Here is a 25,450-nt window from a genome sequence, read left to right on the forward strand (position 1 = left end):
CGACTCTCGGTGCGTATGCCACACCTGATCTAGCAAGGCTTAAGTCATTGTTTCTGCTATTGTTTTAGCTCATTTTTAAAGCTTCTAAGGCGTAGGTCGCACGTTCGAATCGTGCTGGGCAGGCCAAATTTTCCTGTTCCCCCCAGCTTTACTTCTGCTTTAAATTCCCATCTCTGCAAAGACCTCTTTTGCACATCTAAAGCTATCAATAGCTGCAGGTACGCCACAGTAAATTGCGGCTTGTAAAAATACTTCTTGGATATCTTCTTTAGTTAAGCCGTTATTAATTGCGCCTCTCACATGAAGCTTGAGCTCATGAGGGCGATTTAAGGCAGTAATCATGGATAGGTTAATGATGCTTCTCGTTCTGCGGTCTAGGCCAGGGCGGTTCCAAATTTCATTCCAGCAATACTCAGTCACTAGTTCCTGCATGGGCATATTAAATGCATCCGCATTCTTGATGGAGTTATCTACATACTCTGCACCTAGTACTTCGCGACGAGTTTTAAGTCCTTTTTCAAACGCTTCTTTGTTCATTTTGGTCTCCTGTCTTGCTGCTTTGTTAAATGGATTCCCTATATTGCCACTATTCAGGTGTCTCCGTTTGGCCTAGAATAACTTTCATGAATAACACTTTACTTTTGCGCCTTATCGCCTTGTCTTCTATTCTCACTCTATTGAGCGCCTGTAGTGTTGATAAGCTGGAGGCCAGATTGCAGGCTGATCCTCAATGTAAGTCGGTTATGAATGCGAAAACAGGGGCTTTGATGCCATGCCCTGGAACGGATAAAGAATTCTATAAATCCATACCGACTCTCAGTGCTGCTTCACCGAAGGTGGCTCAGGCTGCAGAAGTGCAGGCATCTACTGTTACCCCAACATCAACCCCAAAATCTATAGCTGCACCAGTAGAGTGCAAGCCACAACTCCATCAAAAGTCTGGCAGCTTGATGCCTTGTCCAGCGCCATAGATCTGTAATAAATTGAAGCCTGCAATGAAGCGTATGATCTGATAAAACTAGCTCAAGGGCTAATATCAATAAAACTACCCACTGGATATCACAATGAATAAATTAGGCGCTTTAGTTGCAGCAATCTCTGTAGCTACTTTATTGACTGCTTGTAGTAATACCCCTAAATTGGCGAGTCAGCCAATGCCCAAGTCTGGCTTCTTGCCGAATTATTCAGTGCTAGTGCCGATAGCTACATCTGAATCGGACACCCGCATTTGGAGATATCGCAAGGCTGGGGTTAATCCAGGTGCATACACAGCAGTGATTTTGGATCCGATTTATTTAAACCAAAACGCTACCAAGGAAATTTCTCCAGAGGTGATTAATCAAGCGCGGATTGCATTGCAGGATTCCATGGTGAGCGCGGTGAATAGCCGCGGAAATATCAAGATTGTGAATCAGCCTGGCCCTGGCGTAGCTCGTATCTCAGTTGGCATTACTGGTGCAGAGAGCTCTTCAGATAGTCTGCAGCCATGGAATTTCACACCGATTGGTTTAGCCATGAATGCTGCTGCTTATGCAGGTGGCATGAATTCTAAAACTCCAGCGATGTTAGTAGAAAGCAAGATTACAGACAGTCAATCTAAAGAAGTCATTGGCGAAGGCTTAGTGACTATTCAGGGTGAATCTTTCCGTACTGGCGGTGGTTCAGTTGAATCATTTATAGCGATGGCTAAAAAGGTAGTGCAGGTTGCATTGGAAACCTCTGCCGACCCAAGAGCTACTGCTGCTAAATAAGACTCTCTCATGTTAGTATTTATTTCTAAACTAGGTCTCATCAGCACAGCAGCATTCATGCTCATAGCAATGCCTGTCTCTGCTGATGAAGCATCACGAAATAAAGAAATCCAAGAGCGTTTTTCTCAATGCGATGTAAACCGTGATGGCAAGCTCACCCGAGATGAAGCTAAGGGTTGTATGCCGCGTATCTATGATCATTTCAGTAGTATTGATACGCAAAACAAAGGCTATGTTACTGTTGCTGAAATCGAGGCAATGACCAATAGGTAGTCCATTGGTCAAATAGAAGAGCCTCTGATGAGGCTCTTTTTTATTGGAGTAGGTGTATGGCGTACGTAATTGAAGGCTTTAAAGAATCCACTATTACCGTTCCCTCGGCAGATGGACCGATAGATATTGCTTGCCAAACCGCGGGCTCTGGACCAGCCTTGCTATTACTGCATGGATTTCCTCAAACTAAAGCAATTTGGCGTCATGTCGCTCCGCAGTTAGCAAAACGCTTTTCTGTTGTTGTGACAGATCTTCGTGGCTATGGCGCCTCATCAAAACCAGCGGGCGCTCCAGATCATTCGACGTACTCAAAGAGATCTATGGCTGCAGATCAGCATGCAGTAATGCAAGCACTTGGGCATAAACAGTTTTCTGTAATTGGCCATGATCGCGGTGGACGGGTATCACATCGTCTGGCAATGGATTTCCCTGAAAGTGTTGAGCGACTGATGGTGCTCGATATTTCTCCAACACTCTCCATGTATGAAAACACAACGATGGAATTTGCTAGAGGCTATTGGCATTGGTTTTTCTTGATCCAAGCTCACCCCATTCCAGAAACACTGATTGGTGCTAATCCAGAGTTTTGGCTACGAAATCACATGGGTAGACATGCAGGTATCGGAATTTTTGATCCGCAATGCTGGGCCGAGTACCTTGCGGGGGCAAGCAATGCAGAATCGATGCATGCTATGTGCGAGGATTATCGTGCCGCAGCTTCAATTGACTTAATTCATGATCGAACGGATAGGGATGCTGGTAAAAAATTGCAAATGCCGTTTCGGGTTTTGTGGGGAGAGCGGGGCCTTGTGGCTAAATGCTTTTCACCAATTGAAGACTGGAAGAAAGTCGCTACGGATGTTTCTGGTAAAGCGCTGCCTTGCGGCCACTACATTCCTGAGGAGTTGCCGCAGGAGCTAATTGTTGAGGCTGACTTATTCCTTGCTTGATGAAGCTATTTAGCTAGTTTGGGCAGTTTTTTAGAATTCTCTGGCCAGCTTAAAACAATCTGAGGATCAACTTTTAAGATCTGCTTATCTTGGCCTGGGTAGGTAACTCGGGATAAGAGATTCGCAATCAAATTCAGATGTGCAAGCTTCTTGTCATCCGCACAAATCACGGTCCACGGTGCATCAGATGAGTTAGTTTTCTTGAGCATTTCATCTCTAGCCTCAGAGTAGGCGTTCCACATTTTCTGAGCCTTTTGATCAATAGGACTGATCTTCCACTGCTTCAGGGGATCTTTTGCTCGAGCCTTCAGTCTTTTGGCTTGCTCTTCTTTTGAGATATCTAGGTAGTACTTGATTATTTGAATATTGGATCTGACGAGCAAGGATTCGAAATCATTTACTGTTGCCATGAACAACTTGTATTGATCATCAGTACAAAAGCCCATGACTTTTTCAACACCAGCCCGGTTGTACCAGCTTCGATTGAAGAGGACAGTTTCACCATTTGATGGGAGTTGTGCAACGTACCTCTGAAAATACCACTCATGTTCTTCTAGAGAGGATGGGGGGGCTAGAGCAACTATTTTTGTATCTCTAGGGCTTAAATTTTCAGTAATGCTTTTAATGCTTCCATCTTTGCCCGCAGTGTCACGTCCTTCAAAAATAACTAAGAGACGTTTACCTTTTTGAATAATGTGACGCTGTAGTTTAACTAACTCAATTTGTAGTAGTCGTAGGTCTGCCTCATAAGTATTTTCAGTTATCAGTGATTTACTCATGGGCAGCCTTTAAAAACGCTGAATGATTATTGGGCAGCGCTTGTCGGAGCGACTTTTTTAGCTGGAGCTCTTTTTACAGCTGGCTTTTTTGTTGGTACTTTCTTAGATACTGCTTTTTTAGCAACAACTTTCTTTGCAGGCGCCTTTTTGGTAACTACTTTTTTAGCTGGGGCTTTCTTGGCAGCAGCTTTCTTTGCTGGCGCCTTTTTAACTGGAGTCTTTTTCTCAAGCTTGTCCAACGCTTTTGCCAACTTGTCGATTAATTTCTCTCTTTCGGCTTCGAGCTTATCCAGTTTTTTCAATAATTGCTTAACTAATTTTTTCTGACTCATGATGTATTCCTTTAAAGAGAGTGCCTGTTAGGTAATCGGTGTACAAGGCTGATGCCTACCTCTTGATCCTACGTTCTATTGATCTCAGTTTCAAGCGATTGTGACAGTCTGGGCCATATTTAATTTGGTGCTACATTGAATCAGTATGTTCAAAACTTTAATGTCTCTACCCCGAACTGTATGGCTAATTGGTCTGATTAGTTTTGTGAATGATGCCGCAAGTGAAATGCTTTATCCCTTGATGCCGCTATACCTCGCAACCGTTCTGATGGCAGGACCTAAAGCGCTCGGCTTAATTGAGGGGATCGCTGAGGCTAGCTCCAGTATCTTCAAGTTAGTTTCTGGGGTCATTGTGGATCGAACCAAAAGGACCAAGCCTTGGATAGTGATTGGATATTTCTTGGCTGGGGTTGGTAGGCCATTGATTGCGATTGCCAGTTCTTGGGCATGGGTTTTATGCATTCGGTTTACCGATCGCCTCGGCAAGGGCTTGAGAAGTTCGCCGCGAGATGCCCTGCTTGCAGAGAGTGTTGCGCCAAATCAGCGAGGAATAACCTTTGGCTTACATCGTTCGATGGATAATGCCGGCGCTGTCTTTGGCCCCTTGATGGCGGCATTTCTGTTGTCGATCAATATCCCCTTGCGAGATATCTTTCTGTGGGCGGTAGTCCCCGGCATCATTGCCGTCAGCTTGGCTCTCTGCCTCAAAGAACCGCCACTTGATCAAGTGAAGACTAAGCCTTTTTCCTGGTCACTAGAGGGATTGCCCTCACAATTTAAGCGCTATATTTTGGTTGCTGGAATTTTTGCCTTAGCCAATTCATCTGACATGTTCTTATTATTGAGAGCTAGAGAGCTCGGCGTTCCTCAGGAGCAGATTCCTCTTCTGTGGGCTGCCATCTCTCTAATTACGACTGTTTTTGGAACGCCGCTATCTGCACTTTCGGATAGATTTAGTCGTCAGCATTTCATTTTGGTCGCTTGGTGTGCTTTTGCTTTCTTCTACATTGCTATGAGTTTTTCTGGACTCTCTATATGGATGCTCTGTGGGCTATTTGGAATATATGGATTATTTAAGGCTGCAACCGAAGGTGTGGAAAAGGCTTTAGTAGCCGATTTAGCTCCAAGTGGGATGGCTGGGACGGCATTTGGCTGGTTTAATCTCATCTCAGGCTTGATGTTGTTGCCCGCGTCCCTAATATTTGGCTGGCTTTATGAGTCATTTAACCCTAGCTATGCATTTCTATTCTCGGGCTCATGTGCCGGCATAGCCTTTTTATTGCTGGCATTTTGGGTTTTCAGACCCCTAGAAACACAAAACCCCAGATAAATACTTCATCCGGGGCGATTGGGTGCCTATGGGCTTAGCAGAATTATTCCGGGTGGAAGTTATTGCTGGCCATAAAGCTGATAGTGCGCTCAAAGCCCAAAATGCGGATATAGCGCCAAGCGATATCGCGGTATTTGCTATCTAAATAGCCAATAGCGACTTCTGGCGTCCCTTTGGACAAGTCGATTTGTTGAATTGCGCGGGCCCAACGTTTGAGTCTTGTTGACATATTTGTCACCTCCATGGGCATACAACGCCTGGAAAAGTGACTGAGATGACAGGAATTACTAATATTTTTAAAGAAATCAGCAAAAACCTACCCAATAAGTCCTTTTTTGCCCTTTACTCATCGATTCCTGCGGCAGCCCGCTCCTTTTTAGCCGCTTTAGCCCGTGCTTTGATGGGTTTGAGGTACATGAGCAAGCAAATAAAGCCGACTGTTCCTACGGCCGTTTCCAGGGCAGCCATCCAGAAATTAGCCCCAGTTTCTAGAATCCGGACCAACCCTTCGGTGATGTAGAGCAGGATCAGCATTGACGCCCATTGCATGGTGTAGACATTGCCTTTCCATAAGCCGGGAATGGCAAATAGCAGGGGAATGGCCTTCAGAATAAGCCAAGAGCCGCCAGGCCTGAGCGGGGAAATAAACCATTCCCAAGCAACACACAGAATAAATAGGTCAACAAAAGCTGCAGTAGCAATGAGTTGATATGGATTTTTGGAGAGCCAGTTTTTGAACATAAATGACCCTTAAATAAGTTTGAGTGCTGTGAGTGCGAGACGTTTGCCCTGAGCAATCGCGAGGCGCTGCTCTTCGGCGCTAATCGGTGCTCTGCCATCTGCATGGGCGAGATGAGTTACTCCATAAGGGCTGCCGCCAGTTGAAGTGCTCATCAAATCAGGCTCGCTATACGGAATACCCATGATCATCATGCCGTGGTGAAGCAGGGGAATCATCATGGTGAAAAGAGTGCTTTCTTGACCGCCATGTAAGCTACCGGTACTTGTAAAGACGCAGGCTGGCTTGCCAACTAGCGCGCCATTCATCCACTCTGAGGAGCTGCCATCCCAAAAGTATTTCATGGGGGCAGCCATGTTGCCAAAGCGCGTGGGGGATCCCAAAGCTAGGCCAATACATTCCTTCAGGTCTGCATATTCAACGTAAGGAGCACCATCGGCTGGAACGGCAGCCTCTGTAGATTCGCATACGGTAGAGACGGCTGGAACCGTGCGCAATCGGGCATTGGCACCCGGAACACTTTCAACACCTTCCGCAATCAGGCGAGCCAAGTCCCGAGTGGCTCCGTAGCGCGAATAGTACAAAACTAAAATATCAGATTGGCTCATATTGATCTCTTATCTCTTATGATATGGGCGATGCGCCTCATTCAGAATCCTCAATTATGGCTCTCTCTTGGAAAAGAGACTTGGGAGCGCAATCGTGGCCACAATCTCAAGCAAGTGGCGGCTAGCTTGGCCTTTACAACCACGCTCTCCTTGATTCCAATGCTGACGGTAGCCTCCATTTTGATTGGCTATCTTCCAAGCGTTGTGAGGATTAAATATGCCTTTCAGGCGTGGCTGCTCGATACCTATATGCCTGGTGGATTAAACCAACAAGTCTTTAATTATCTCGATCAGTTTTCAGCTCAGGCCAAAGGTCTCACCTTAATTGGTTTGCTCGGTTTAGTCATTACAACAATCATGACACTGGCGGTGATTGAAAGCGCTTTTAATCAGATCTTTCGAGTGACTCAAACTCGACCCATTCTGAAGAAGGTGGCAATCTACTCCGCGGCTACCTTATTGGGCCCCATCTTATTGGGTGTGGGAACCTATTTCAGCGGTCTTTTGTTTAGTGCGGCAGAAGGGTGGACCGAGGCTTTAGGTTTTGGGCTGGGCTTATTCGCAACCGTGGTTCCCGTATTGCTGGCGATGTCGGTATTTTCTGTGGCTTACAAAATTCTTCCTTATGCCCAAATTCAGTGGCGTGATGCCTTGAGTGGAGCCTTTTTTGCTGCGCTCACTTTTGAGTTAATGAAGTTTGGTTTTGGTCTCTTTTTAACCAATGTCGCCTTCTATAAAACTGTCTACGGTGCTTTTGCCATAGTCCCATTGGCACTGATTTGGATTTACCTGACCTGGTGGATTACTTTGGCCGGTGCCATCTTGGTTGCGGATCTCCCAAGCATTCGAAGTGGACTCGTAAGGGTTATTCGTTACTGAAATACTGTACTTGACCCTTGATTCCTTAGGGGCTTGAGAATATATTGCTTATATAAGAACTCATTTCCGGAGGCTGTATGAAGGTTTGTGACATATTGCGCGTTAAAGGCAGCACACTATTTACAGTGGCGCCAGATACCGCTCTGCAAACTGCGGTCTTGGTGATGAGTGAGCACGATATTGGCTCATTGGTCGTCATGGAGTATGACAAGTTGGTCGGCATCCTCACATTCCGCGAGGTGATTGCTGCATTGGCTAAGCACCACGGCAAATTAGACGACCTGAAGGTTCAAAGCGTCATGAATGCCAAGCCACTGACATGCAATATGGAAACTGAGATTGATGAAGTACGCCGCATGATGCTCGTTGAGCATGCGCGCTATTTACCGGTGATTGATCAAAAGATGCTGATGGGTGTGATTTCTTTCTACGACGTGGCTAAATCCGTTGTTGAGGCTCAAGACTTCGAGAACACCATGCTCAAGGCATATATCCGCGACTGGCCAGAAGAGGCCGAAAAAGCTGCTCCTTAAGCTCGGCCTAGCCTAAGCCCCCTGAGCAATGACATAATGTCAATATGTCAGGAAATACTTTAGGCCTTCTCTTTACCGTCACTACTTTTGGTGAATCCCATGGTCCCGCGATTGGTGCTGTTGTTGATGGCTGCCCTCCGGGGATGTCTTTGTGCGAAGCGGATTTGCAGATTGATTTAAATCGTCGCAAGCCCGGCACCTCCCGCCATGTGACTCAACGTCAAGAAGCTGACCAAGTGGAGATTCTCTCCGGCGTATATGAAGGTAAAACTACTGGTGCGCCCATTGGTTTGTTAATTCGGAATACCGATCAACGCAGCCAGGATTACGGCAACATTCTGCAAACATTTAGACCTGGTCATGCGGATTACGCCTATCACTACAAATATGGTTTGCGCGATCCTCGCGGTGGCGGACGATCTTCTGCTCGATTAACTGCGCCAGTAGTGGCCGCAGCAGCCATAGCTAAGAAGTGGCTCAAAGAACAGTACGGTACTGAGTTTTATGGCTATATGAGTCAACTTGGTGAAATTGAAATTCCATTCAAAGACGCAGCGCTGATCGAGAGCAATCCTTTCTTTGCTGCCAATGCCGATATCGTCCCTCAGTTAGAGGCGTATATGGACTCACTGCGCAAAGCAGGGGATTCATGTGGAGCGAAAATTGAAGTGCGGGCGCGCAACGTTCCGATTGGATTGGGCGAGCCTTTATTTGATAAGTTGGATGCTGATATTGCGCATGCCATGATGGGTATCAATGCCGTTAAAGGTATTGAGATCGGCTCAGGCTTTAAGTCAGTAGCGCAACGTGGCAGTGAACATGGTGATGAGCTGCATCCAGATGGATTTGCTAGCAATAATGCTGGTGGTACTTTGGGTGGCATTAGTAGCGGTCAAGATTTGCGCGTATCGATTGCCATCAAACCTACCTCTAGCATTCTGAGTCCAAAAGAATCCATTGATTTGGATGGCAAGCCTATCACTGTGCAAACCAAAGGTCGCCATGATCCTTGTGTTGGCATCCGAGCAACACCGATTGCTGAAGCGATGCTGGCTTTGGTATTAATCGACCATGCTTTACGTCATCGCGCTCAGTGTGGTGATGTAAAACATACTGTTCCGCCGATACCGGCTGCACGTCCTGGTTCAGTAACCGATTAAGTAAAGCTCAAAAAAGAAAATGACACCTTCAGTGCGTTGGGCCTTCGGGTCCTTTTTCTTTTTATATTTCGCTTATGTCGGCTTGGTGTCTCCATACGCCAGCCTCTTTTTTCTTGATCGCGGTTTTAGTGTCATTGAGATCGCAGTCTTGATGTCCATGTTGCAAATTACCCGCATAGTGGGCCCATTCTCTTGGGGGTGGTTATCGGACTATCTGTCCGATCGTATTGGGATTATTCGTTTTTGTGCTTGCCTGGCCGCAGCGACTTTCTTGAGTATCTTTTTTCTCCAAACTTACATTGCCTTCTTTATCTGGATGTTTGTACTGCATACCATCCTGAGTAGCTTGATGCCATTGGGTGAGTCTGCAACGGTGCATGCTTTATTTAAAGACAATTCATTTGATAAGCGTTATGGCCGTTTACGTTTATGGGGATCCATTGGTTTTATCGTGATGGTCTTATTTGCTGGTGAGTTATTTCAGCGTGAGGGCATTGAGCTATACCCCATTGTGGGCGCGGTGATCTTGACCTTCTTAGCCTTGGTGACCTTTCGTCTACATGAGCCAAAGATGGAACGCCGCAAGATGGTCAAGGGCGAGTTGCTGATTGTTTTATTTAATCCGGATGTGCGTTGGTTTCTGCTATCAGGCTTTTTTATGATCTTTGCACATGCTGCTTTGTATGTGTTCTTTTCACTCTACCTAGCCGATTTGGGTTACGACAAATTTCAGATTGGATTATTTTGGGCTTTGGGTGTTGCTGCAGAAGTCATCTTCTTTTATTTCCAGAGCAAAGTGCTCAGTCGTTTGGATGCCGAAATAGTTTTGCAAATCGCATTTGGTATTGGTGTGATTCGTTTCATCTTGATTGCCTTTTTCCCGGTAACTTGGGTTTTGATTCTGGCTCAGCTGATGCATGCAGCAACGTTTGGCGCTCACCACAGTGCGGCCACTAAGTTATTGCAACGTTGGTTTACTGGCTCCCTACAGGCGCGAGGGCAGGCCTTGATGGCAACGGTATCTTATGGTTTGGGTGGAACGCTGGGTGGCTTAGTTGCTGGTTGGTTATGGGATGCAACGCAACCACGCAATGTGTTTGTGATGTCAGCTTTAGCCTGTGGTCTAGCGGGTATGGCGATTGGAAAAATGCGCCCGCGCCGCTACCCAGCTAGATAAATACTAGGCTTAGAGTAAAACCCTTTACATTGACCCGTAGTTAGGGCCACCACCACCTTCAGGCGTAATCCAAACGATGTTCTGACTTGGATCTTTGATGTCACAGGTTTTGCAATGCACGCAGTTTTGCGAATTGATTTGCAACTGCGGCTGCCCCTCTTTTTCTACATACTCATACACGCCGGCAGGGCAGTAACGCTGCTCTGGTCCTGCGTAGGTTTTGAGGTTCAAGCTAACCGGTACCGAAGCATCTTTTAAAGTGAGGTGGATGGGTTGATTCTCAGCATGATTGGTATTGGAGATAAATACGGATGAGAGGCGATCAAAAGTAATCTTGCCATCTGGCTTCGGATAGTCAATTGGCTCATGCTGTGCTGCTGGCTCTAGGCATTCATGATCAGCATGCTTCAAATGAATTGTCCACGGCACATTGCCGCCCAATAGCTTTTGCTCAATGCCAACCATCAGAGTGCCCAGGTAAAGTCCTTTAGACATCCATGGCTTAAAGTTACGCGCCTGATTTAATTCCGTATGTAGCCAGCTATTTTTAAATGCGCTTGGATATGCTGCCAAGACATCGGCGGAGCGATTGTCAGCAAGTGCAGCAACTGCTGCTTCTGCAGCAAGCATGCCAGTCTTGATGGCAGCATGACTTCCCTTAATACGTGATGCGTTTAAGAAGCCCGCATCACAACCAATTAAAGCGCCACCAGGAAATACTGTTTTAGGCAAACTATTGAGACCACCAGCTGTCAGTGCGCGCGCACCATAGGCTAAGCGTTTGCCACCTTCAAAAGTCTCGCGAATCTTCGGATGTAACTTATAGCGTTGGAATTCTTCAAAAGGCGAGAGGTAAGGGTTCTTATAAGAAAGGCCGACCACTAAACCTACTGCAACTTTGTTATCACCCAAGTGATACAAGAATGAGCCGCCATAGGTGTCGCTCTCCAATGGCCAGCCTGCGGTATGGACCACTAGGCCGGGCTTGCTCTTAGAGGGCTCCACTTCCCATAACTCTTTAATGCCAATCCCATAGCTTTGGGGGTCGGCATCTTTATCCAATGCATATTTTGCAATGAGTTGTTTACCCAAATGTCCGCGGGAGCCTTCAGCGAATAGCGTGTACTTGGCACGCAACTCCATACCAAGTTGAAATTGATCTGTCGGTTGACCTTCTTTATCTAATCCCATTGCACCAGTAACGACGCCACAAACTGCACCTTGCTCGTTATAGAGAATTTCTGCTGCAGGAAATCCTGGGAAAATTTCTACGCCTACATTTTCTGCCTGCTGGCCAAGCCAACGAGTCACATTGGCAAGACTGACAATATAGTTGCCTTCATTTTTGAAGCAGTGGGGCAGCATCCAGTTCGGAACTTGCAATGCGCTTTCTTTTGTCAGGAACAAAAACTGGTCTTGGGTAACTTCGGCATCTAGCGGCGCACCTAATTCTTTCCAGTTAGGAAAAAGTTCAGTCAGCGCCTTTGGATCCATGACGGCACCCGACAGAATATGTGCGCCGATTTCAGAGCCTTTTTCGAGAACGCATACGCTAATCTCTTTACCTGTTTCATTGGCGAGTTGCTTTGCTTTGATGGCGGCGGACAAACCGGCTGGGCCACCCCCTACGATGACTAAGTCATAGTCCATGGATTCTCTAGGTCCAAATTGTTCGAGCAATTCCTGGGCAGTCATTTCATTTCTCCGACATTACTAATAGATAGGGCACTTAAGGAATTTTCAGCATTTTGAGTATTTCTGCCGTTTCTAATGCCTTAAATCACACCTATAGTTTAGTTCTAAGCTTGAAAAACTAGGTTGCTGCCTATTGCCAAAGGGCTTAAGAGTCTAAGGCGTTATGATTACTTTTTTACCTTTTTGGCAATATTAGGACGAATTTATGAATAAAACTTACCCATCGGCTGTTGATGCCTTGCGGGATATCTTGAAGGATGGTCAGAAGCTCGCTGTTGGCGGTTTTGGCTTGTGCGGTATTCCCGAGGCACTAATCCAAGCGGTCAAGGATCTTGGCGCACAAAATTTGACTGCCATTGCCAATAATGCTGGGGTGGATGGCTTTGGCTTGGGTTTGTTGTTGAACTCAAGACAGGTTAAGAAAATGGTCGCATCCTATGTGGGTGAGAACAAAGAATTTGAGCGTCAATTTTTAGCGGGTGAACTCGAGTTGGAATTTACTCCGCAAGGAACTTTGGCAGAAAAGTTGCGCGCAGGTGGTTGCGGTATTCCTGCTTTCTATACCAAAACCGGTGTAGGCACTTTGGTTGCTGAAGGTAAAGAAGAAAAAGAATTCGATGGCGAGCGTTACATCATGGAGCGTGCAATCGTTTCAGACATCTCACTCGTGAAAGCATGGAAAGCTGATAAATCTGGTAATTTAGTTTATCGCTATACCGCCCGCAACTTCAACCCAGTAGTTGCTATGGCTGGCAAGATCACCGTTGCTGAAGTGGAAGAGATCGTCGAGAACGGTGAATTAGATCCAGATCAAATTCATACACCAGGCATCTACGTACATCGCTTGGTGCTCAACACGACACCTGAGAAGCGTATTGAGCAACGCACCTTATCTGCAGCTTAATACCCATAGAAGCAATATAAAAGAACAGTAAAGAATAGTTAGGAAGATCGATATGCCTTGGAATAGAGATGAAATGGCGGCACGTGCTGCTAAAGAACTAAAGGATGGTTACTACGTCAATTTGGGTATTGGTATGCCAACTTTGGTTGCTAACCATGTTCCCGAAGGAATGGAAGTATGGCTCCAGTCTGAAAATGGTTTGCTTGGTATTGGCCCATTTCCGACTGAGAAAACGATTGATGCAGATTTAATCAATGCGGGCAAGCAAACGATTACTACTTTGCCAGGCTCATCCATTTTTTCTTCAGCAGATTCATTTGGAATGATTCGCGGTGGAAAAATCAATATTGCGATTTTGGGTGCAATGCAGGTCAGTGAGTATGGTGACTTAGCCAACTGGATGATCCCGGGCAAGATGGTGAAGGGTATGGGCGGTGCCATGGACTTGGTCGCTGGTGTTAAGCATGTGGTTGTCCTGATGGAACATGTTGCTAAGAAAAAAGATGGCACAGAAGAAATCAAGATCTTGCCTAAGTGCACCTTGCCATTAACTGGTGTGGGTGTCATTAGCCGCATCATTACCGACCTGTGTGTGCTCGACATCACACCTAAGGGCTTGAAGCTGGTCGAATTGGCTCCAGGCGTGACTAAGGAAGAAGTGATCTCCAAAACGGGTGCCCCTGTTGATACAACGGGTTTCTAAGCTATTTTTCATCGGATGGTGAAATAATGGGGTCAATGACCCCATTTCTATTTCTAGAGACCCTTTTATGAGCGCTGCAGACCATTCACTTCATGCACATAAGCAGGGTGATGCCAAGCATTCCCATGCCAAGGAAGTCTCCAATCAGAATCTATTGCTAATTGCCTTAGTGCTCACTCTAGGGTTTTCTGGGGTTGAGGGGGCAGCAGCTTATTTCGCCAATTCACTAGCCTTGATATCAGATGCCGGTCATATGGTGACTGATGCAGCCGCACTTGGATTGGCTTTATTGGCTCAAATTATTTCTCGACGCCCACCGTCACCAAAGCATTCTTTTGGATTTGGTCGTGCTGAGGCCTTAGCTGCCTTTGTCAATAGTATTGCGATGTTGGCTTTAGTGTTGTGGATTGTGGTGGAGGCGGTAAGTCGGTTTTATGATCCGCACCAGGTTGATGGTTTGACCGTCACGGTGGTTGCTGCGATTGGTTTGCTAATGAATATCGTAGTGGCATGGGTTCTTTCGCGCGACAAGAAAAGCGTGAATACGCGTGCCGCCTTAGTGCACGTCATGGGCGACTTGCTGGGATCGATAGCCGCCTTAATTGCCGGTATTGTTATTCAGCTAACAGGATGGATGCCGATCGATGCCATTTTGTCTATTCTCGTTTCGCTGCTGATTTTGAAGTCAACTATTTCCATTTTGCGTGAGTCATATCACTTCTTAATGGAGGGTGTACCTTTACATATTGATTACTTGCAGGTCGGCAGTGATCTTAAAAAAGTTCCTGGAGTATTGGCAGTCCATGATCTGCATGTTTGGGAAATGACGCCTAGCTTTCCAGCGCTGATTGGTCATATTGAAATCGAACGCATTAATGAGTGGCCAGAAATCATGGCTCGCATTAATGAGATGTTATTAAATAAACATGGTATTGATCACGTTACCTTGCAGCCTGAAGTTGCGGGTATGGTGGATGAGCATACGCACGACGAAAAACTTCAGGATGAAATCAAGCGATCTGATGTGATTCATCATGGTGATACCTTCTTTGTCACTTGTACTAGTCCTGATGGATCGCATCGCATGGCTTACCATGCCTGGGGAAATCCGAACAATCCCAAGGTATTGGTTTGTGTTCATGGACTAACTCGCAGGGGTAGTGATTTCAAAACCCTTGCGCAGGCGATGAGTCATGATTACTACGTCGTTTGCCCGGATGTGGTCGGTCGCGGAGATTCGGATCGACTTCAGAACCCCATGCTCTATGCCGTTCCTCAATACGTTGCAGATATGGCAAGCCTGATTAAGCACTTGGGAGTCTCGCAGGTAGATTGGTTTGGCACTTCGATGGGCGGTCTCATTGGTATGGTCTATGCCTCAATGCCTAAGAACCCAATTCGTCGTATGTTAATTAATGATGTAGGCCCAAAGATTGAGCCCGAAGCAATCAAGCGCTTAGGTTCTTACGTCGGCCAGCCATTTAGCTTTAGTAATCGCGCAGATGCGCTGCAGCGCCTGAATGAAATCTGTGCGTCGTTTGGTAGTCATACACCAGAAGAGTGGGAGATTTATAACGGACCCATGCTGGTACAAAAGGATGGGCTGTGGGTAATGCACTATGACCCCGATATTTCTGTACCGTTTGCATCTGTTAATCCGATTATGGCAAAGGCAGGAGAGATGGCAATGTGGCATGCCTTCAAGCAAATTCATATCCCGATGCTGATCGTGCGTGGTGGCGAATCGGATTTACTGTCAGCTAAAACTGTTGCCGAGATGTGCAAGGTCAACCCCTACATTCGGAGTATTGAGATTCCCGGAGTAGGGCATGCACCCGCTTTTGTGAAGTCTGAGCAAGTTGCTTTAGCAAAAGAATTCTTTAGTTAAGGATCTTGGTCACCCATGTCAAATGCTGGCAACGCATCTGAGAGCATCAAAATTGTTGATGGGTGGTATGGTGAGCCTTCTGAGAATCATGCTGCTGGCGTATTCAAGATCCTGAACTTACTTCATCTGGATGAAGCAACCCTTACTGCTGCAAACAATATTGCCCGCACCCATGGCAAAGAATCGCTTACCAAGCTCATTGGTGAGGAGTCAGCCAAGCTTCTGATTGGTTACCGTGGTCTGAGGCAGGCTCAAGCTAAGCTTGTGCGCAATGATGGTGGTTTGAGCATCTCTGGACAAGAGGAAATGCTCAGAAAGATGTTGCTGGCCTTTGGTGATGACCTGCGCGTAGTCCTTATTTATCTTGCCTCTCGGTTGCAAACCTTGCGCTGGATTACCCAAGAAAAGATGGATATGCCAAAAGCTTGGGCGCAGGAAATTTTGAACATTGATGCATCTCTCGCAAATCGTCTTGGTATCTGGCAGATGAAATGGGAGATGGAGGACTTAGCATTTCGGGTTCTGTCCCCAGAGGTCTATCGAGATATTGCCAAGATGTTGGATGGCAAGCGTATTGAGCGTGAATCTTTTATTGAGCAGATCGTCAGAAAGCTCCAAGAAGAATTAACAGCCGCCCATATTCAAGGTGAGGTTCAGGGTCGCCCAAAACACATCTACAGTATTTGGAAAAAGATGCAGGGTAAGTCACTCGACTTTGCAAATCTGTATGACGTCAGAGCATTCCGGGTTTTAGTGGACGACGTGAAATCCTGCTATGCCATTTTGGGAATAGTACATAACGTTTGGCAGCCCGTGCCTCGTGAATTCGATGACTACATCGCACGGCCAAAACCGAACGGTTATCAATCTTTACATACTGTTGTGATGGATGAGCATGGCACCGCGTTTGAGATTCAGGTGCGCACCAATGAAATGCATCAACAAGCTGAGTATGGATTGGCTGCGCATTGGCGCTATAAGGAGGGTGCATATATTGGTGCTGCAACACCACCAAAAAATAAACCCACATCTAACGGCTCAAGCACGCCAAACCCAAATCATCAAAATGGCACGCATAGTGCGGCGGTTGCCTATGAGCGTCAGATTGCTTGGGCAAGGCAGCTGATCTCCTGGAAAGAAGATGCTTGGGAGCAACTGAAGCATCATGAGATTGATGATCATATTTATGTTCTCACCCCACTAGGAAAAGTAATTTCCCTAGAGAAGGGCTCATCACCAATCGACTTTGCATACGCAGTGCATACCGATTTAGGGCATCGTTGTCGAGGTGCTCGGGTTGATGGTGCAATGGTGCCATTGGATACGCCGCTCCAAAATGGCCAGACTATTGAAATCATTGCTGTGAAGCATGGTGGTCCTTCACGAGATTGGATTAGCCCCAACCGAAACTACTTGCGTTCTCAGCGTGCCCGTACTCGTGTGCGGACCTGGTTTAATGCCTTGGACGATGAAGAGGCTGGTACTAAATCTGCCGATATCAAAACAGAGCAAAAGCCAGAAGCTAAGGCCACTGCACCTGCCCCAGAAATTATTCTGAAGCAAAGTACTCGAAAGCAGGGTCAGGCTGGTGATGTTTTAGTGGTTGGAGTAGATTCATTGCTGACCCAGTTAGCTCGCTGCTGTAGACCGGTTCCGCCGGATGCAATTGCGGGCTTTGTGACTCAGGGACGTGGCGTGTCTATTCATCGTCGCTCTTGTAAAACTTTTAGGGGTCTGCTGGAGCGAGCACCTGAGCGCGTTATTCAGACTGCTTGGAATGATTCCGGAGTCGAAGCGGTCAGTGGGAATGATGCTAAGCGGGTGTTTCCTGCTGATTTGGCCGTAACGAGCCTAGACCGTCCGGAGTTGATGCGCGAGTTATTTGAAATCCTCACCAGGCAGGGCGTTCATGTGATTGATTTACGTAAATCTGCCAAACGAGGCCTTGCTCAAATACTGTTGACCGTTGAAATTAAAGACTCAGAAGCCTTACGTTTAGTTCAAAACAGTCTAGAAGAGGTCAAAGGGGTGACCCAAGTACGCCGCCGGTGATAAACTCTATGGCTATATAGGCTCGTAGCTCAGCTGGTTAGAGCACCACCTTGACATGGTGGGGGTCGTTGGTTCGAGTCCAATCGAGCCTACCAACGAATAAAGACCCAAAAGTGCGCGGTTGCCCAAAAGCTTCCGCGCTTTCTTTTTGGTAGCTGTTGTGAAGTACATCAGTCAATTGGCTGAATCTTAATAAGATGGAGTGGTCATGCTTGTAGTTACTCTGCCAGATGGATCTAAACGTGAGTTCGATGCTCCCGTTCGCGTGCTTGATGTTGCCCAAAGCATTGGTAGCGGTCTTGCCAAAGCTGCTCTCGGTGGCATTGTCGATGGAAAAATGGTTGATGCCAGCTTTGTGATCGACAAAGATAGTCAGCTTGCGATCGTCACAGATAAAAGCCCTGAAGCTCTGGAGATCGTGCGTCACTCCACGGCACACTTACTGGCTTATGCCGTTAAAGAACTCTTCCCAGAGGCGCAGGTCACCATTGGTCCCGTGATTGAAAACGGTTTCTATTACGACTTCTCATTTCATCGCCCCTTCACGCCGGAAGATCTAGTTGCAATTGAAAAGAAAATGGCTGAGCTGGCTAAAAAAGATGAGCCAGTGATTCGTACAGTGATGCCTCGTGATGAGGCGGTGCAGTTTTTTAAAGATCAAGGCGAGAACTACAAAGCAGAAATCATCTCTAGCATTCCGCAGGGTGAGGATGTGTCTTTGTATGCTGAAGGCAAGTTCACCGACTTATGTCGTGGGCCGCACGTGCCATCTACTGGCAAGCTCAAGGTATTCAAGCTTCTGAGCGTTGCTGGTGCTTATTGGCGTGGCGATAGCAAGAATGAGATGCTGCAGCGGATCTACGGTACAGCTTGGTTGAAAAAAGAAGATCAAGATGCGCATTTGCATATGCTTGAAGAAGCTGAGAAGCGCGATCACCGCCGCCTCGGTAAGTTCTTGGACTTGTTCCACTTTCAGCCTGAAGCACCTGGTTTAATTTTCTGGCACCCTAAGGGCTGGTCTATTTGGCAAGAGGTTGAGCAGTACATGCGCCGCGTTTATCAGCGCGAAGGTTATCAGGAGGTGAAGGCTCCACAAATTCTCGATCGTGGATTGTGGGAAAAGTCTGGTCACTGGGATAACTACAAAGAAAATATGTTTACGACCGAGTCGGAGAATCGAGCTTATGCGTTAAAGCCGATGAACTGCCCAGGACACGTTCAGATTTTTAACTCTGGTTTGCATAGCTATCGTGAGTTGCCATTGCGTTACGGCGAGTTTGGTCAGTGCCACCGCAATGAACCATCAGGTGCATTGCATGGCTTGATGCGCGTACGTGGCTTCACACAAGATGATGGCCATATTTTCTGCACTGAAGATCAGATTCAATCCGAAGTGGCTGCCTTTGATACAGCAGTTCGTGGGGTCTATCAGGACTTTGGCTTTACTGAGGTTGCTGTCAAGCTAGCCTTACGCCCGGCAAAACGCGTTGGCGATGATGCTATTTGGGATAAAGCCGAGGCTGCCTTACGTGGCGCTTTGACTGCCTCAGGCCAAGAATGGGAAGAATTGCCAGGCGAGGGTGCTTTTTATGGTCCGAAGATCGAATATCACCTCAAAGACTCCATCGGACGTACTTGGCAGTGCGGCACGATTCAGGTGGATTTCTCGATGCCAGCCCGTCTAGGCGCTGAATACGTCACAGAAGAGAACACCCGTAAGGCTCCAGTGATGCTTCATAGAGCAATTGTGGGCTCTTTAGAGCGTTTTATCGGTATTTTGATCGAAAACCACGCTGGAAACATGCCAGTTTGGCTTGCTCCGACCCAGGCTGTAGTCCTGAATATCTCCGACAATTCCGCTGCATATGCACAAAAAGTCCAGCAATCTCTGAAAAAACAAGGGTTTAGAGTCGAATCAGATTTGCGGAATGAGAAAATTACGTATAAAATACGCGAGCACGCATTACAGAAGCTCCCATTTTTGTTAGTTGTAGGGGACAAAGAAGCAGAAAGTAATTCGGTGGCCGTTCGTGCCCGTGGCGGAGTGGATTTAGGTGTAATGCCTCTTGATGCCTTCGTTGCCCGACTCCAGCAGGATATTTCCCAGAAAGTCGGACCCGAGCCTAGCTAGGGGTGGAATGGTTTTTATTGTTTTTTTAAAGGAATTAAGAAGATCGCTACTGATAAATCGCAGCGCATAAACCGGGAGATTACTGCTCCTGAAGTGCGTCTGATTGGACTAGATGGAGAACCCATCGGTGTAGTTAAGTTGAGTGAAGCCCTGGCTTTAGCAGAAGAGAAAGAAACCGATTTGGTTGAAATTGCTCCGACGGCTGTGCCACCTGTAGTCCGCATCATGGACTTCGGCAAATTCAAGTACCAAGAAGCCAAACGTTTGCATGAAGCCAAGCTTAAGCAAAAAGTGATTCAGGTGAAGGAAGTGAAATTCCGTCCCGGCACAGATGATGGTGACTATGGTGTGAAGCTACGCAATCTAATCCGCTTTTTAGAAGATGGTGATAAGACAAAGATTACGCTGCGGTTTCGGGGTCGTGAAATGGCTCACCAAGAAATCGGAGTCAGAATGTTGGAACGTTTGAAGGCAGACCTGATTGAGTATGGTCAAGTAGAACAGTTTCCAAAGATGGAAGGTCGCCAGATGGTGATGGTATTGGCCCCCATTCGTAAGGCTAAGTAATAAACCAAATCGCAAGATTGGGTTTGTTGTTTAAGTAGGGAGGAGTCGCAAGGCTCTGGTAGTTAGAAGTGCTTCTAGGTACAGGAAGCGTAACCGTCGGTTACCACCTATGTTGCACAAGTAATTGAAGGGGTGCTTTATGCCCAAGATGAAGAGCAAGAGTAGCGCTAAAAAGCGCTTCACGGTTCGCGCAGGCGGAACGATCAAACGAGGTCAGGCTTTCAAACGCCACATCCTCACCAAGAAGACCACAAAGAACAAGCGTCATTTGCGTGGTTCCACAGAAGTTGCGAAGGCAGACGTTAAGTCAATTCGCTCCATGCTTCCATACGCTTAACCTCAGACTAGATTAGGAGAAATAAATGCCAAGAGTCAAACGTGGGGTTACAGCAAGAGCCCGTCATAAGAAAATTACCGATGCCGCAACAGGCTATCGTGGACGTCGTAAAAATGTATTCCGTATTGCTAAGCAAGCAGTTATGCGTGCTGGTCAATATGCATACCGCGACCGTCGCAATAAGAAACGTGTATTCCGCGCATTGTGGATTGCTCGTATCAACGCGGCAGTTCGTCAGCATGACATGACCTATAGCGTATTCATGAATGGTATGAAGAAGGCTGCGATCGAACTCGACCGCAAAGTGCTTTCTGATATGGCCATTGCTGACAAAGCGGCTTTCGCTGCTTTGGTTACTCGGATCAAATCCGTAGTAAACGCTGCAGCTTAATTCTTAGTTTATTTATTAACTAAGCTGCAATGGTTTCTCTCGACCACATTGTCGAGGATGCTAAACGTGATTTCCTCGGAGCTGCCGATGCGGCAGCTCTAGAGGACGCGAAAGCCAAGTATCTCGGTAAGTCAGGTGTTCTCACTGAGCGTTTAAAAGCGCTTGGTGGAATGTCGCCTGATGAGCGCAAGAGTGCTGGCGCCCAAATTAATCAAATCAAAACCCAAGTTGAAGCTGCATTGCAAGAGCGTCGCCAAGCATTGGCTGATGCGGTATTACTGCAACGTCTTGCGGCAGAATCCATTGACGTCTCTTTGCCTGGTCGTGGCCAAGCAGTAGGTAGCCTGCATCCCGTGATGCGTACCTGGGAGCGTGTTGAGGAGATCTTCCGCTCTATTGGTTTTGATGTAGCAGATGGCCCAGAAATTGAAACCGATTGGTTTAATTTCACCGCCTTAAATAGTCCTGAGAATCATCCTGCTCGCTCAATGCAGGACACCTTCTATATCGATGGCAAAGATTCCAATGGAAAGCCTTTGTTATTGCGTACGCATACCAGTCCAATTCAGGTTCGTTATGCGAGTGAGCATGTCAAGAAATACGCTCATGCTGATGTGATGCCGCCAATTAAAGTGATTGCTCCAGGCAGAACCTATCGCGTGGATAGTGATGCCACCCATTCACCGATGTTTCATCAGGTCGAAGGCTTGTGGATCGCAGAGAGCGTTTCATTTGCCGACCTTAAAGGTGTGTATACCGATTTCTTAAGAACCTTTTTTGAAACGAATGAATTACAAGTTCGTTTCCGCCCATCGTATTTCCCTTTTACTGAACCTTCAGCTGAAATCGATATGGCCTTTGGTAGCGGCAAGTTGGCTGGCCGTTGGTTAGAGATTTCTGGAGCAGGGCAGGTCCATCCAAATGTATTGCGCAATATGGGTATTGATCCAGAGCGCTATACCGGTTTTGCTTTTGGCTCTGGTTTAGAGCGCTTGACGATGTTGCGTTACGGCGTTGATGATTTACGTCTTTTCTTTGAGAACGATCTCCGTTTCTTAGCGCAATTTCCGGCTTAATTCGCCAACCTTCTAATAGTAGATAGCGCATATGCAATTTTCTGAATCTTGGTTACGCCAATATGTAAACCCTTCGCTCGATAGCAATGCCTTAGGTCACGCAATGACTATGGCGGGTCTAGAGGTTGAGGAGCAAAATTCAGTAGCACCCCCATTCACAAAGATTGTTGTTGCGCAAATTCTCTCTGCTGAGCAGCACCCTGATGCAGATCGTTTACGTGTTTGTAAGGTTGATGCTGGCACTGGGCAGGAGTTACAAATCGTATGCGGCGCCCCAAATGCGCGCGCTGGTATCAAGATCCCATGCGCCCTGGTTGGTGCCGAACTACCGCCAGCTGAATCAGGTGGCAAGCCATTCATGATCAAAGTAGGTAAGTTGCGTGGTGTCGAAAGCCAAGGCATGTTGTGCTCTGGTCGTGAATTAGGTCTAGGCGATGATCATGAAGGTATTCTGGAATTGCCTACGGATGCACCAGTAGGTGAGGATATTCGCCAGTATTTAAATTTGGATGATCAGATCTTTGTTATTAAGTTGACGCCAAATAAAGCCGATTGTTTGTCTCTGATGGGCATGGCTCGTGAAGTATCCGCTATTACTGGCGCTGCACTATGTGCCCCTAAGTGGACTCCTGCCAATGTCACTATTGCTGACAAGCTCAAAGTGACCGTTGAAAACACGGATCTTTGCGGACGTTTTGCTGGTCGTGTGATCCGCGGTGTGAATCCAAAGGCTAAAACTCCAGACTGGATGATTCAACGACTTTGTAATGCTGGTCAAAGAAGTATCTCTCCATTAGTCGACCTATCAAACTATGTGATGTTGGAAATGGGTCAGCCAACCCATGTGTTTGACATTGATAAATTAGCTGGTGATATCTCTGTTCGTTGGGCAAAGTCCGGCGAAAGTCTTGAACTATTAAATGGCCAGACAATTACTCTGCAAGGTCCAGACTCTGCAGGCAAGATCCAAGATGCTGGCGTAGTTGCAGATCAAAATGGTCCAGTGGCTTTAGCTGGAATCATGGGTGGCAATCACTGTGCTGTAACTGACGACACTAAAAATATTTATGTTGAAGCAGCCTATTGGCAGCCTTCAGCAATTCAGGGACGTGCTCGTCGCTTTAATTTCAGTACCGATGCCGCTCATCGCTTTGAGCGTGGTGTGGATCCACAAAATACGGCTAACTGTTTAGAGTATTTAACTGCTTTAATTGTTGAGGTATGTGGTGGTCAAGTTGGTCCAATTGATGATCAAGTATTAGCTGTTCCAGAGCGTAAGCCAGTGAGTATGCGTTTGGCTCGCGCCATCAAAGTGATTGGTATTCCACTGACTGCTGAAGTTGTTTCTGATGTATTCAAGCGCTTAGGTTTTGAGTTCAAGCAAGAAACTGGCGATGTATTCGTTGTGACTCCACCAAGCTATCGCTTTGATATCGAAATTGAAGAAGATTTAATTGAAGAAGTCGCACGCATGTACGGCTTTGAAAATATTCCTGATGTGCCGCCTGTTTCTTCTTTGAAGATGAGCGCTAAAGCTGAAGCAAAGCGTGGCGTGCATTTATTACGCCAACGTTTGGCTCTGCAGGGCTACCAAGAGGCAGTCAATTTTGGATTTACCGATCTTGAAAGTGAGCAACGCTTAGCAGCCGCTACTGAAAAAGATTTAATTGCCGTACTCAATCCAATTGCTAGTCAGTATGGTGTGATGCGGAGTAATCTCTGGGGTGGCTTATTAGGCAATCTCAAGTCAAACCTGAATCGTGGTGCTGGCCGTGTCCGTTTATTTGAAACAGGCCGGGTATTTAAGCGTGATTTAAGCGTTCAGGAAGAGGCTGGCAAGGTAGCTGGCTTTCATCAGCCGCAGCAAGTTGGCGGCTTAGCTTATGGTTCGTTTGTCCCTGAGCAATGGGCGAGTGCTGATCGTGCAGTTGATTTCTTTGACGTGAAGGGTGATCTGGAGCGCGTGCTCGATCCCTTACATTTCACAACTGAGGCTGCAGTTCATCCTGCGCTTCATCCAGGCCGTAGTGCACACATTCAATTATTAACCCCATCTGGCAAGCAGCATATTGGCTGGATTGGTGAATTGCATCCTGGATTGCAGCAGGCCTATGAATTACCTCAGGCTCCAGTGCTCTTTGAAATGGATCTTGAGGCCATTCGCAATCTCGGTATTCCGCAGCCAGAAGAGTTAAGTAAATTCCCTGCTGTTCAACGAGATTTGGCAGTAGTGGTGAAGCAGACTGTTTCTGCACAGGTTTTACTAGATGCAATGAATGCAAAGAAGCAGAACTTGGTGAAAGCGATTGAGCTCTTTGATGAGTTCAAGCCTAAGGCTGGTTCTAGCAGCATGGCTGATGATGAGAAGAGCTTAGCCTTCCGTGTTACCTTGCTTAATCCACAAGAAACCCTGCAGGATGCCCAAATTGAAGCAGTTATGACGGCTTTATTGTCATCGCTTGAGAAAAATTGCGCAGCCCGTCTGCGCTAGGTTTAATATTAGTAAAAGATATTACAAAGAGACTTCCGCCATGAATGACTTAGTTAGCAACGATACCGTTACCAAGAATGAACTCTCGGAAGCCCTCTTTGATCAAGTTGGTCTAAATAAGCGTGAAGCTAAAGACATGATTGATGCCTTCTTTGACCGCATCGGCCAGTCGCTAGAGGCTGGTGTTGAGGTGAAGATTTCTGGATTTGGAAATTTCCAACTACGTAATAAATCAGCTCGCCCAGGTCGCAATCCAAAAACGGGGCAAATGATTCCCATTGCAGCACGTCGCGTTGTCACATTTCACGCAAGTCAAAAGCTCAAGGACGTAGTTGAGTCACATGCTCGAGAAAACAGTATTTGATGCTGGGTCGGTGCTGCTGAGTTCGCAGCTCCCCCCAATTCCCGCTAAGCGTTATTTCACTATTGGTGAGGTATCAGACCTTTGCGGCGTGCGCTCGCATGTCTTGCGCTACTGGGAACAAGAATTCTCGCAGCTAAGTCCGCAAAAGCGTCGAGGTAATCGACGCTACTATCAGCATCATGAGGTGGTCTTAATTCGCAAGATTAGGGCGCTTCTATATGAAGAAGGCTTCACGATCAGTGGTGCCAGAAATCGTCTTGATGAGGCTCGTGGTGAGCTTCGATTGCGCGATGAGTTGCAAGCTGTTCTGCAAATTCTCTCGAAATAGTAACTGATACAA

The 25,450-nt window shown here is 46.7% G+C and carries 28 protein-coding genes and 1 tRNA gene; 22 read left to right on the plus strand and 7 right to left on the minus strand.

Annotation, left to right across the window (positions count from 1 at the left end):
* Nucleotides 1–159 precede the first annotated feature (159 nt).
* Entirely contained in the window at nucleotides 160–537 is a 378-nt protein-coding gene (pcaC, locus tag AOC19_RS03845) for a 4-carboxymuconolactone decarboxylase (RefSeq protein ID WP_215377720.1), read from the minus strand.
* A gap of 86 nt (nucleotides 538–623) precedes the next feature.
* On the opposite strand from pcaC, the gene AOC19_RS03850 reads away from it, so the two are divergent.
* From AOC19_RS03850 to AOC19_RS03865, 4 genes are all read left to right on the plus strand, one after another.
* On the plus strand, nucleotides 624–971 hold the full coding sequence (locus AOC19_RS03850; RefSeq protein ID WP_215377721.1) for a hypothetical protein: 348 nt from the start codon (nucleotides 624–626) through the stop codon (nucleotides 969–971).
* Nucleotides 972–1,064: 93 nt separating this feature from the next.
* Nucleotides 1,065–1,751 (plus strand): DUF3313 domain-containing protein, encoded by a 687-nt coding sequence (locus AOC19_RS03855; RefSeq protein WP_215377723.1) that lies wholly within the window; start codon nucleotides 1,065–1,067, stop codon nucleotides 1,749–1,751.
* 9 nt (nucleotides 1,752–1,760) lie between these two features.
* Nucleotides 1,761–2,024 (plus strand): EF-hand domain-containing protein, encoded by a 264-nt coding sequence (locus tag AOC19_RS03860; RefSeq protein ID WP_251368080.1) that lies wholly within the window; start codon nucleotides 1,761–1,763, stop codon nucleotides 2,022–2,024.
* A 56-nt stretch (nucleotides 2,025–2,080) separates the two neighbouring features.
* Nucleotides 2,081–2,974: an alpha/beta hydrolase gene (locus AOC19_RS03865; RefSeq protein WP_215377725.1), complete on the plus strand. Its 894-nt coding sequence runs from the start codon at nucleotides 2,081–2,083 to the stop codon at nucleotides 2,972–2,974.
* A gap of 5 nt (nucleotides 2,975–2,979) precedes the next feature.
* Here AOC19_RS03865 and ppk2 read toward each other — a convergent pair whose 3' ends face one another.
* Complete coding sequence (gene ppk2, locus AOC19_RS03870; protein ID WP_215377727.1) at nucleotides 2,980–3,753, minus strand: polyphosphate kinase 2; 774 nt, start codon at nucleotides 3,751–3,753, stop codon at nucleotides 2,980–2,982.
* A gap of 26 nt (nucleotides 3,754–3,779) precedes the next feature.
* Nucleotides 3,780–4,085: a serine/threonine protein kinase gene (locus AOC19_RS03875; protein ID WP_215377729.1), complete on the minus strand. Its 306-nt coding sequence runs from the start codon at nucleotides 4,083–4,085 to the stop codon at nucleotides 3,780–3,782.
* Nucleotides 4,086–4,230: 145 nt separating this feature from the next.
* Between AOC19_RS03875 and AOC19_RS03880 the strand changes: the two genes are divergently transcribed.
* Nucleotides 4,231–5,415 carry an MFS transporter gene (locus AOC19_RS03880; protein WP_215377731.1) on the plus strand — a complete coding sequence of 395 codons (1,185 nt, stop codon included), beginning with the start codon at nucleotides 4,231–4,233 and terminating at the stop codon, nucleotides 5,413–5,415.
* Nucleotides 5,416–5,458: 43 nt separating this feature from the next.
* Here AOC19_RS03880 and AOC19_RS03885 read toward each other — a convergent pair whose 3' ends face one another.
* The 3 genes from AOC19_RS03885 to wrbA all read right to left on the minus strand — a co-directional run bounded on the left by AOC19_RS03885 (nucleotide 5,459) and on the right by wrbA (nucleotide 6,762).
* Nucleotides 5,459–5,644, minus strand: a complete 186-nt coding sequence (locus AOC19_RS03885; protein ID WP_215377733.1) for a hypothetical protein — start codon at nucleotides 5,642–5,644, stop codon at nucleotides 5,459–5,461.
* Nucleotides 5,645–5,757: 113 nt separating this feature from the next.
* On the minus strand, nucleotides 5,758–6,156 hold the full coding sequence (locus AOC19_RS03890; RefSeq protein WP_215377735.1) for a DUF2069 domain-containing protein: 399 nt from the start codon (nucleotides 6,154–6,156) through the stop codon (nucleotides 5,758–5,760).
* Between the two features lie 9 nt (nucleotides 6,157–6,165).
* A complete protein-coding gene (wrbA, locus tag AOC19_RS03895) occupies nucleotides 6,166–6,762 on the minus strand; it encodes an NAD(P)H:quinone oxidoreductase (protein WP_215377737.1) in 597 nt (198 codons plus the stop codon).
* 30 nt (nucleotides 6,763–6,792) lie between these two features.
* Between wrbA and AOC19_RS03900 the strand changes: the two genes are divergently transcribed.
* From AOC19_RS03900 to AOC19_RS03915, 4 genes are all read left to right on the plus strand, one after another.
* The gene (locus tag AOC19_RS03900; RefSeq protein WP_215377739.1) at nucleotides 6,793–7,641 is read left to right on the plus strand and encodes a YihY family inner membrane protein; all 849 of its coding nucleotides are present in this window, start codon (nucleotides 6,793–6,795) and stop codon (nucleotides 7,639–7,641) included.
* Between the two features lie 77 nt (nucleotides 7,642–7,718).
* On the plus strand, nucleotides 7,719–8,174 hold the full coding sequence (locus AOC19_RS03905; protein WP_015421001.1) for a CBS domain-containing protein: 456 nt from the start codon (nucleotides 7,719–7,721) through the stop codon (nucleotides 8,172–8,174).
* Between the two features lie 44 nt (nucleotides 8,175–8,218).
* Entirely contained in the window at nucleotides 8,219–9,334 is a 1,116-nt protein-coding gene (gene aroC, locus AOC19_RS03910) for a chorismate synthase (RefSeq protein WP_215377741.1), read from the plus strand.
* Between the two features lie 19 nt (nucleotides 9,335–9,353).
* Nucleotides 9,354–10,511 carry an MFS transporter gene (locus tag AOC19_RS03915; protein WP_215377743.1) on the plus strand — a complete coding sequence of 386 codons (1,158 nt, stop codon included), beginning with the start codon at nucleotides 9,354–9,356 and terminating at the stop codon, nucleotides 10,509–10,511.
* A gap of 24 nt (nucleotides 10,512–10,535) precedes the next feature.
* On the opposite strand, the gene AOC19_RS03920 is transcribed toward AOC19_RS03915, so the two are convergent.
* Nucleotides 10,536–12,206, minus strand: a complete 1,671-nt coding sequence (locus tag AOC19_RS03920) for an electron transfer flavoprotein-ubiquinone oxidoreductase (protein ID WP_215377745.1) — start codon at nucleotides 12,204–12,206, stop codon at nucleotides 10,536–10,538.
* A gap of 205 nt (nucleotides 12,207–12,411) precedes the next feature.
* Here AOC19_RS03920 and AOC19_RS03925 point away from each other — a divergent pair, with 205 nt between their 5' ends.
* The 13 genes from AOC19_RS03925 to AOC19_RS03985 all read left to right on the plus strand — a co-directional run bounded on the left by AOC19_RS03925 (nucleotide 12,412) and on the right by AOC19_RS03985 (nucleotide 25,438).
* Entirely contained in the window at nucleotides 12,412–13,110 is a 699-nt protein-coding gene (locus AOC19_RS03925) for a CoA transferase subunit A (RefSeq protein WP_015421005.1), read from the plus strand.
* A gap of 52 nt (nucleotides 13,111–13,162) precedes the next feature.
* Complete coding sequence (locus AOC19_RS03930) at nucleotides 13,163–13,813, plus strand: CoA transferase subunit B (protein WP_215377747.1); 651 nt, start codon at nucleotides 13,163–13,165, stop codon at nucleotides 13,811–13,813.
* 67 nt (nucleotides 13,814–13,880) lie between these two features.
* Complete coding sequence (locus AOC19_RS09385; RefSeq protein WP_215377749.1) at nucleotides 13,881–15,701, plus strand: alpha/beta fold hydrolase; 1,821 nt, start codon at nucleotides 13,881–13,883, stop codon at nucleotides 15,699–15,701.
* A gap of 15 nt (nucleotides 15,702–15,716) precedes the next feature.
* The gene (locus tag AOC19_RS03940; protein ID WP_215377751.1) at nucleotides 15,717–17,753 is read left to right on the plus strand and encodes a RelA/SpoT family protein; all 2,037 of its coding nucleotides are present in this window, start codon (nucleotides 15,717–15,719) and stop codon (nucleotides 17,751–17,753) included.
* 18 nt (nucleotides 17,754–17,771) lie between these two features.
* Nucleotides 17,772–17,848: transfer RNA gene (locus tag AOC19_RS03945), tRNA-Val, on the plus strand.
* Between the two features lie 113 nt (nucleotides 17,849–17,961).
* Nucleotides 17,962–19,884: a threonine--tRNA ligase gene (gene thrS, locus AOC19_RS03950; protein WP_215377752.1), complete on the plus strand. Its 1,923-nt coding sequence runs from the start codon at nucleotides 17,962–17,964 to the stop codon at nucleotides 19,882–19,884.
* A 33-nt stretch (nucleotides 19,885–19,917) separates the two neighbouring features.
* Complete coding sequence (gene infC, locus AOC19_RS03955; protein ID WP_435367688.1) at nucleotides 19,918–20,451, plus strand: translation initiation factor IF-3; 534 nt, start codon at nucleotides 19,918–19,920, stop codon at nucleotides 20,449–20,451.
* Between the two features lie 139 nt (nucleotides 20,452–20,590).
* The gene (rpmI, locus tag AOC19_RS03960; RefSeq protein ID WP_011902674.1) at nucleotides 20,591–20,788 is read left to right on the plus strand and encodes a 50S ribosomal protein L35; all 198 of its coding nucleotides are present in this window, start codon (nucleotides 20,591–20,593) and stop codon (nucleotides 20,786–20,788) included.
* Between the two features lie 25 nt (nucleotides 20,789–20,813).
* On the plus strand, nucleotides 20,814–21,179 hold the full coding sequence (gene rplT, locus AOC19_RS03965; RefSeq protein WP_011902675.1) for a 50S ribosomal protein L20: 366 nt from the start codon (nucleotides 20,814–20,816) through the stop codon (nucleotides 21,177–21,179).
* A 29-nt stretch (nucleotides 21,180–21,208) separates the two neighbouring features.
* Nucleotides 21,209–22,255 (plus strand): phenylalanine--tRNA ligase subunit alpha, encoded by a 1,047-nt coding sequence (gene pheS, locus AOC19_RS03970; RefSeq protein ID WP_215377754.1) that lies wholly within the window; start codon nucleotides 21,209–21,211, stop codon nucleotides 22,253–22,255.
* 31 nt (nucleotides 22,256–22,286) lie between these two features.
* A complete protein-coding gene (gene pheT / locus AOC19_RS03975; protein ID WP_215377756.1) occupies nucleotides 22,287–24,746 on the plus strand; it encodes a phenylalanine--tRNA ligase subunit beta in 2,460 nt (819 codons plus the stop codon).
* 40 nt (nucleotides 24,747–24,786) lie between these two features.
* Nucleotides 24,787–25,110 (plus strand): integration host factor subunit alpha, encoded by a 324-nt coding sequence (locus tag AOC19_RS03980; RefSeq protein WP_015421014.1) that lies wholly within the window; start codon nucleotides 24,787–24,789, stop codon nucleotides 25,108–25,110.
* Entirely contained in the window at nucleotides 25,088–25,438 is a 351-nt protein-coding gene (locus AOC19_RS03985) for a MerR family transcriptional regulator (protein ID WP_215377758.1), read from the plus strand. The genes AOC19_RS03980 and AOC19_RS03985 overlap by 23 nt, the downstream gene beginning before the upstream one ends.
* Nucleotides 25,439–25,450 lie beyond the last annotated feature (12 nt).

Origin of the sequence: Polynucleobacter asymbioticus, from assembly GCF_018687575.1 — a bacterium.
GTDB classification, from domain to species: domain Bacteria; phylum Pseudomonadota; class Gammaproteobacteria; order Burkholderiales; family Burkholderiaceae; genus Polynucleobacter; species Polynucleobacter asymbioticus_C.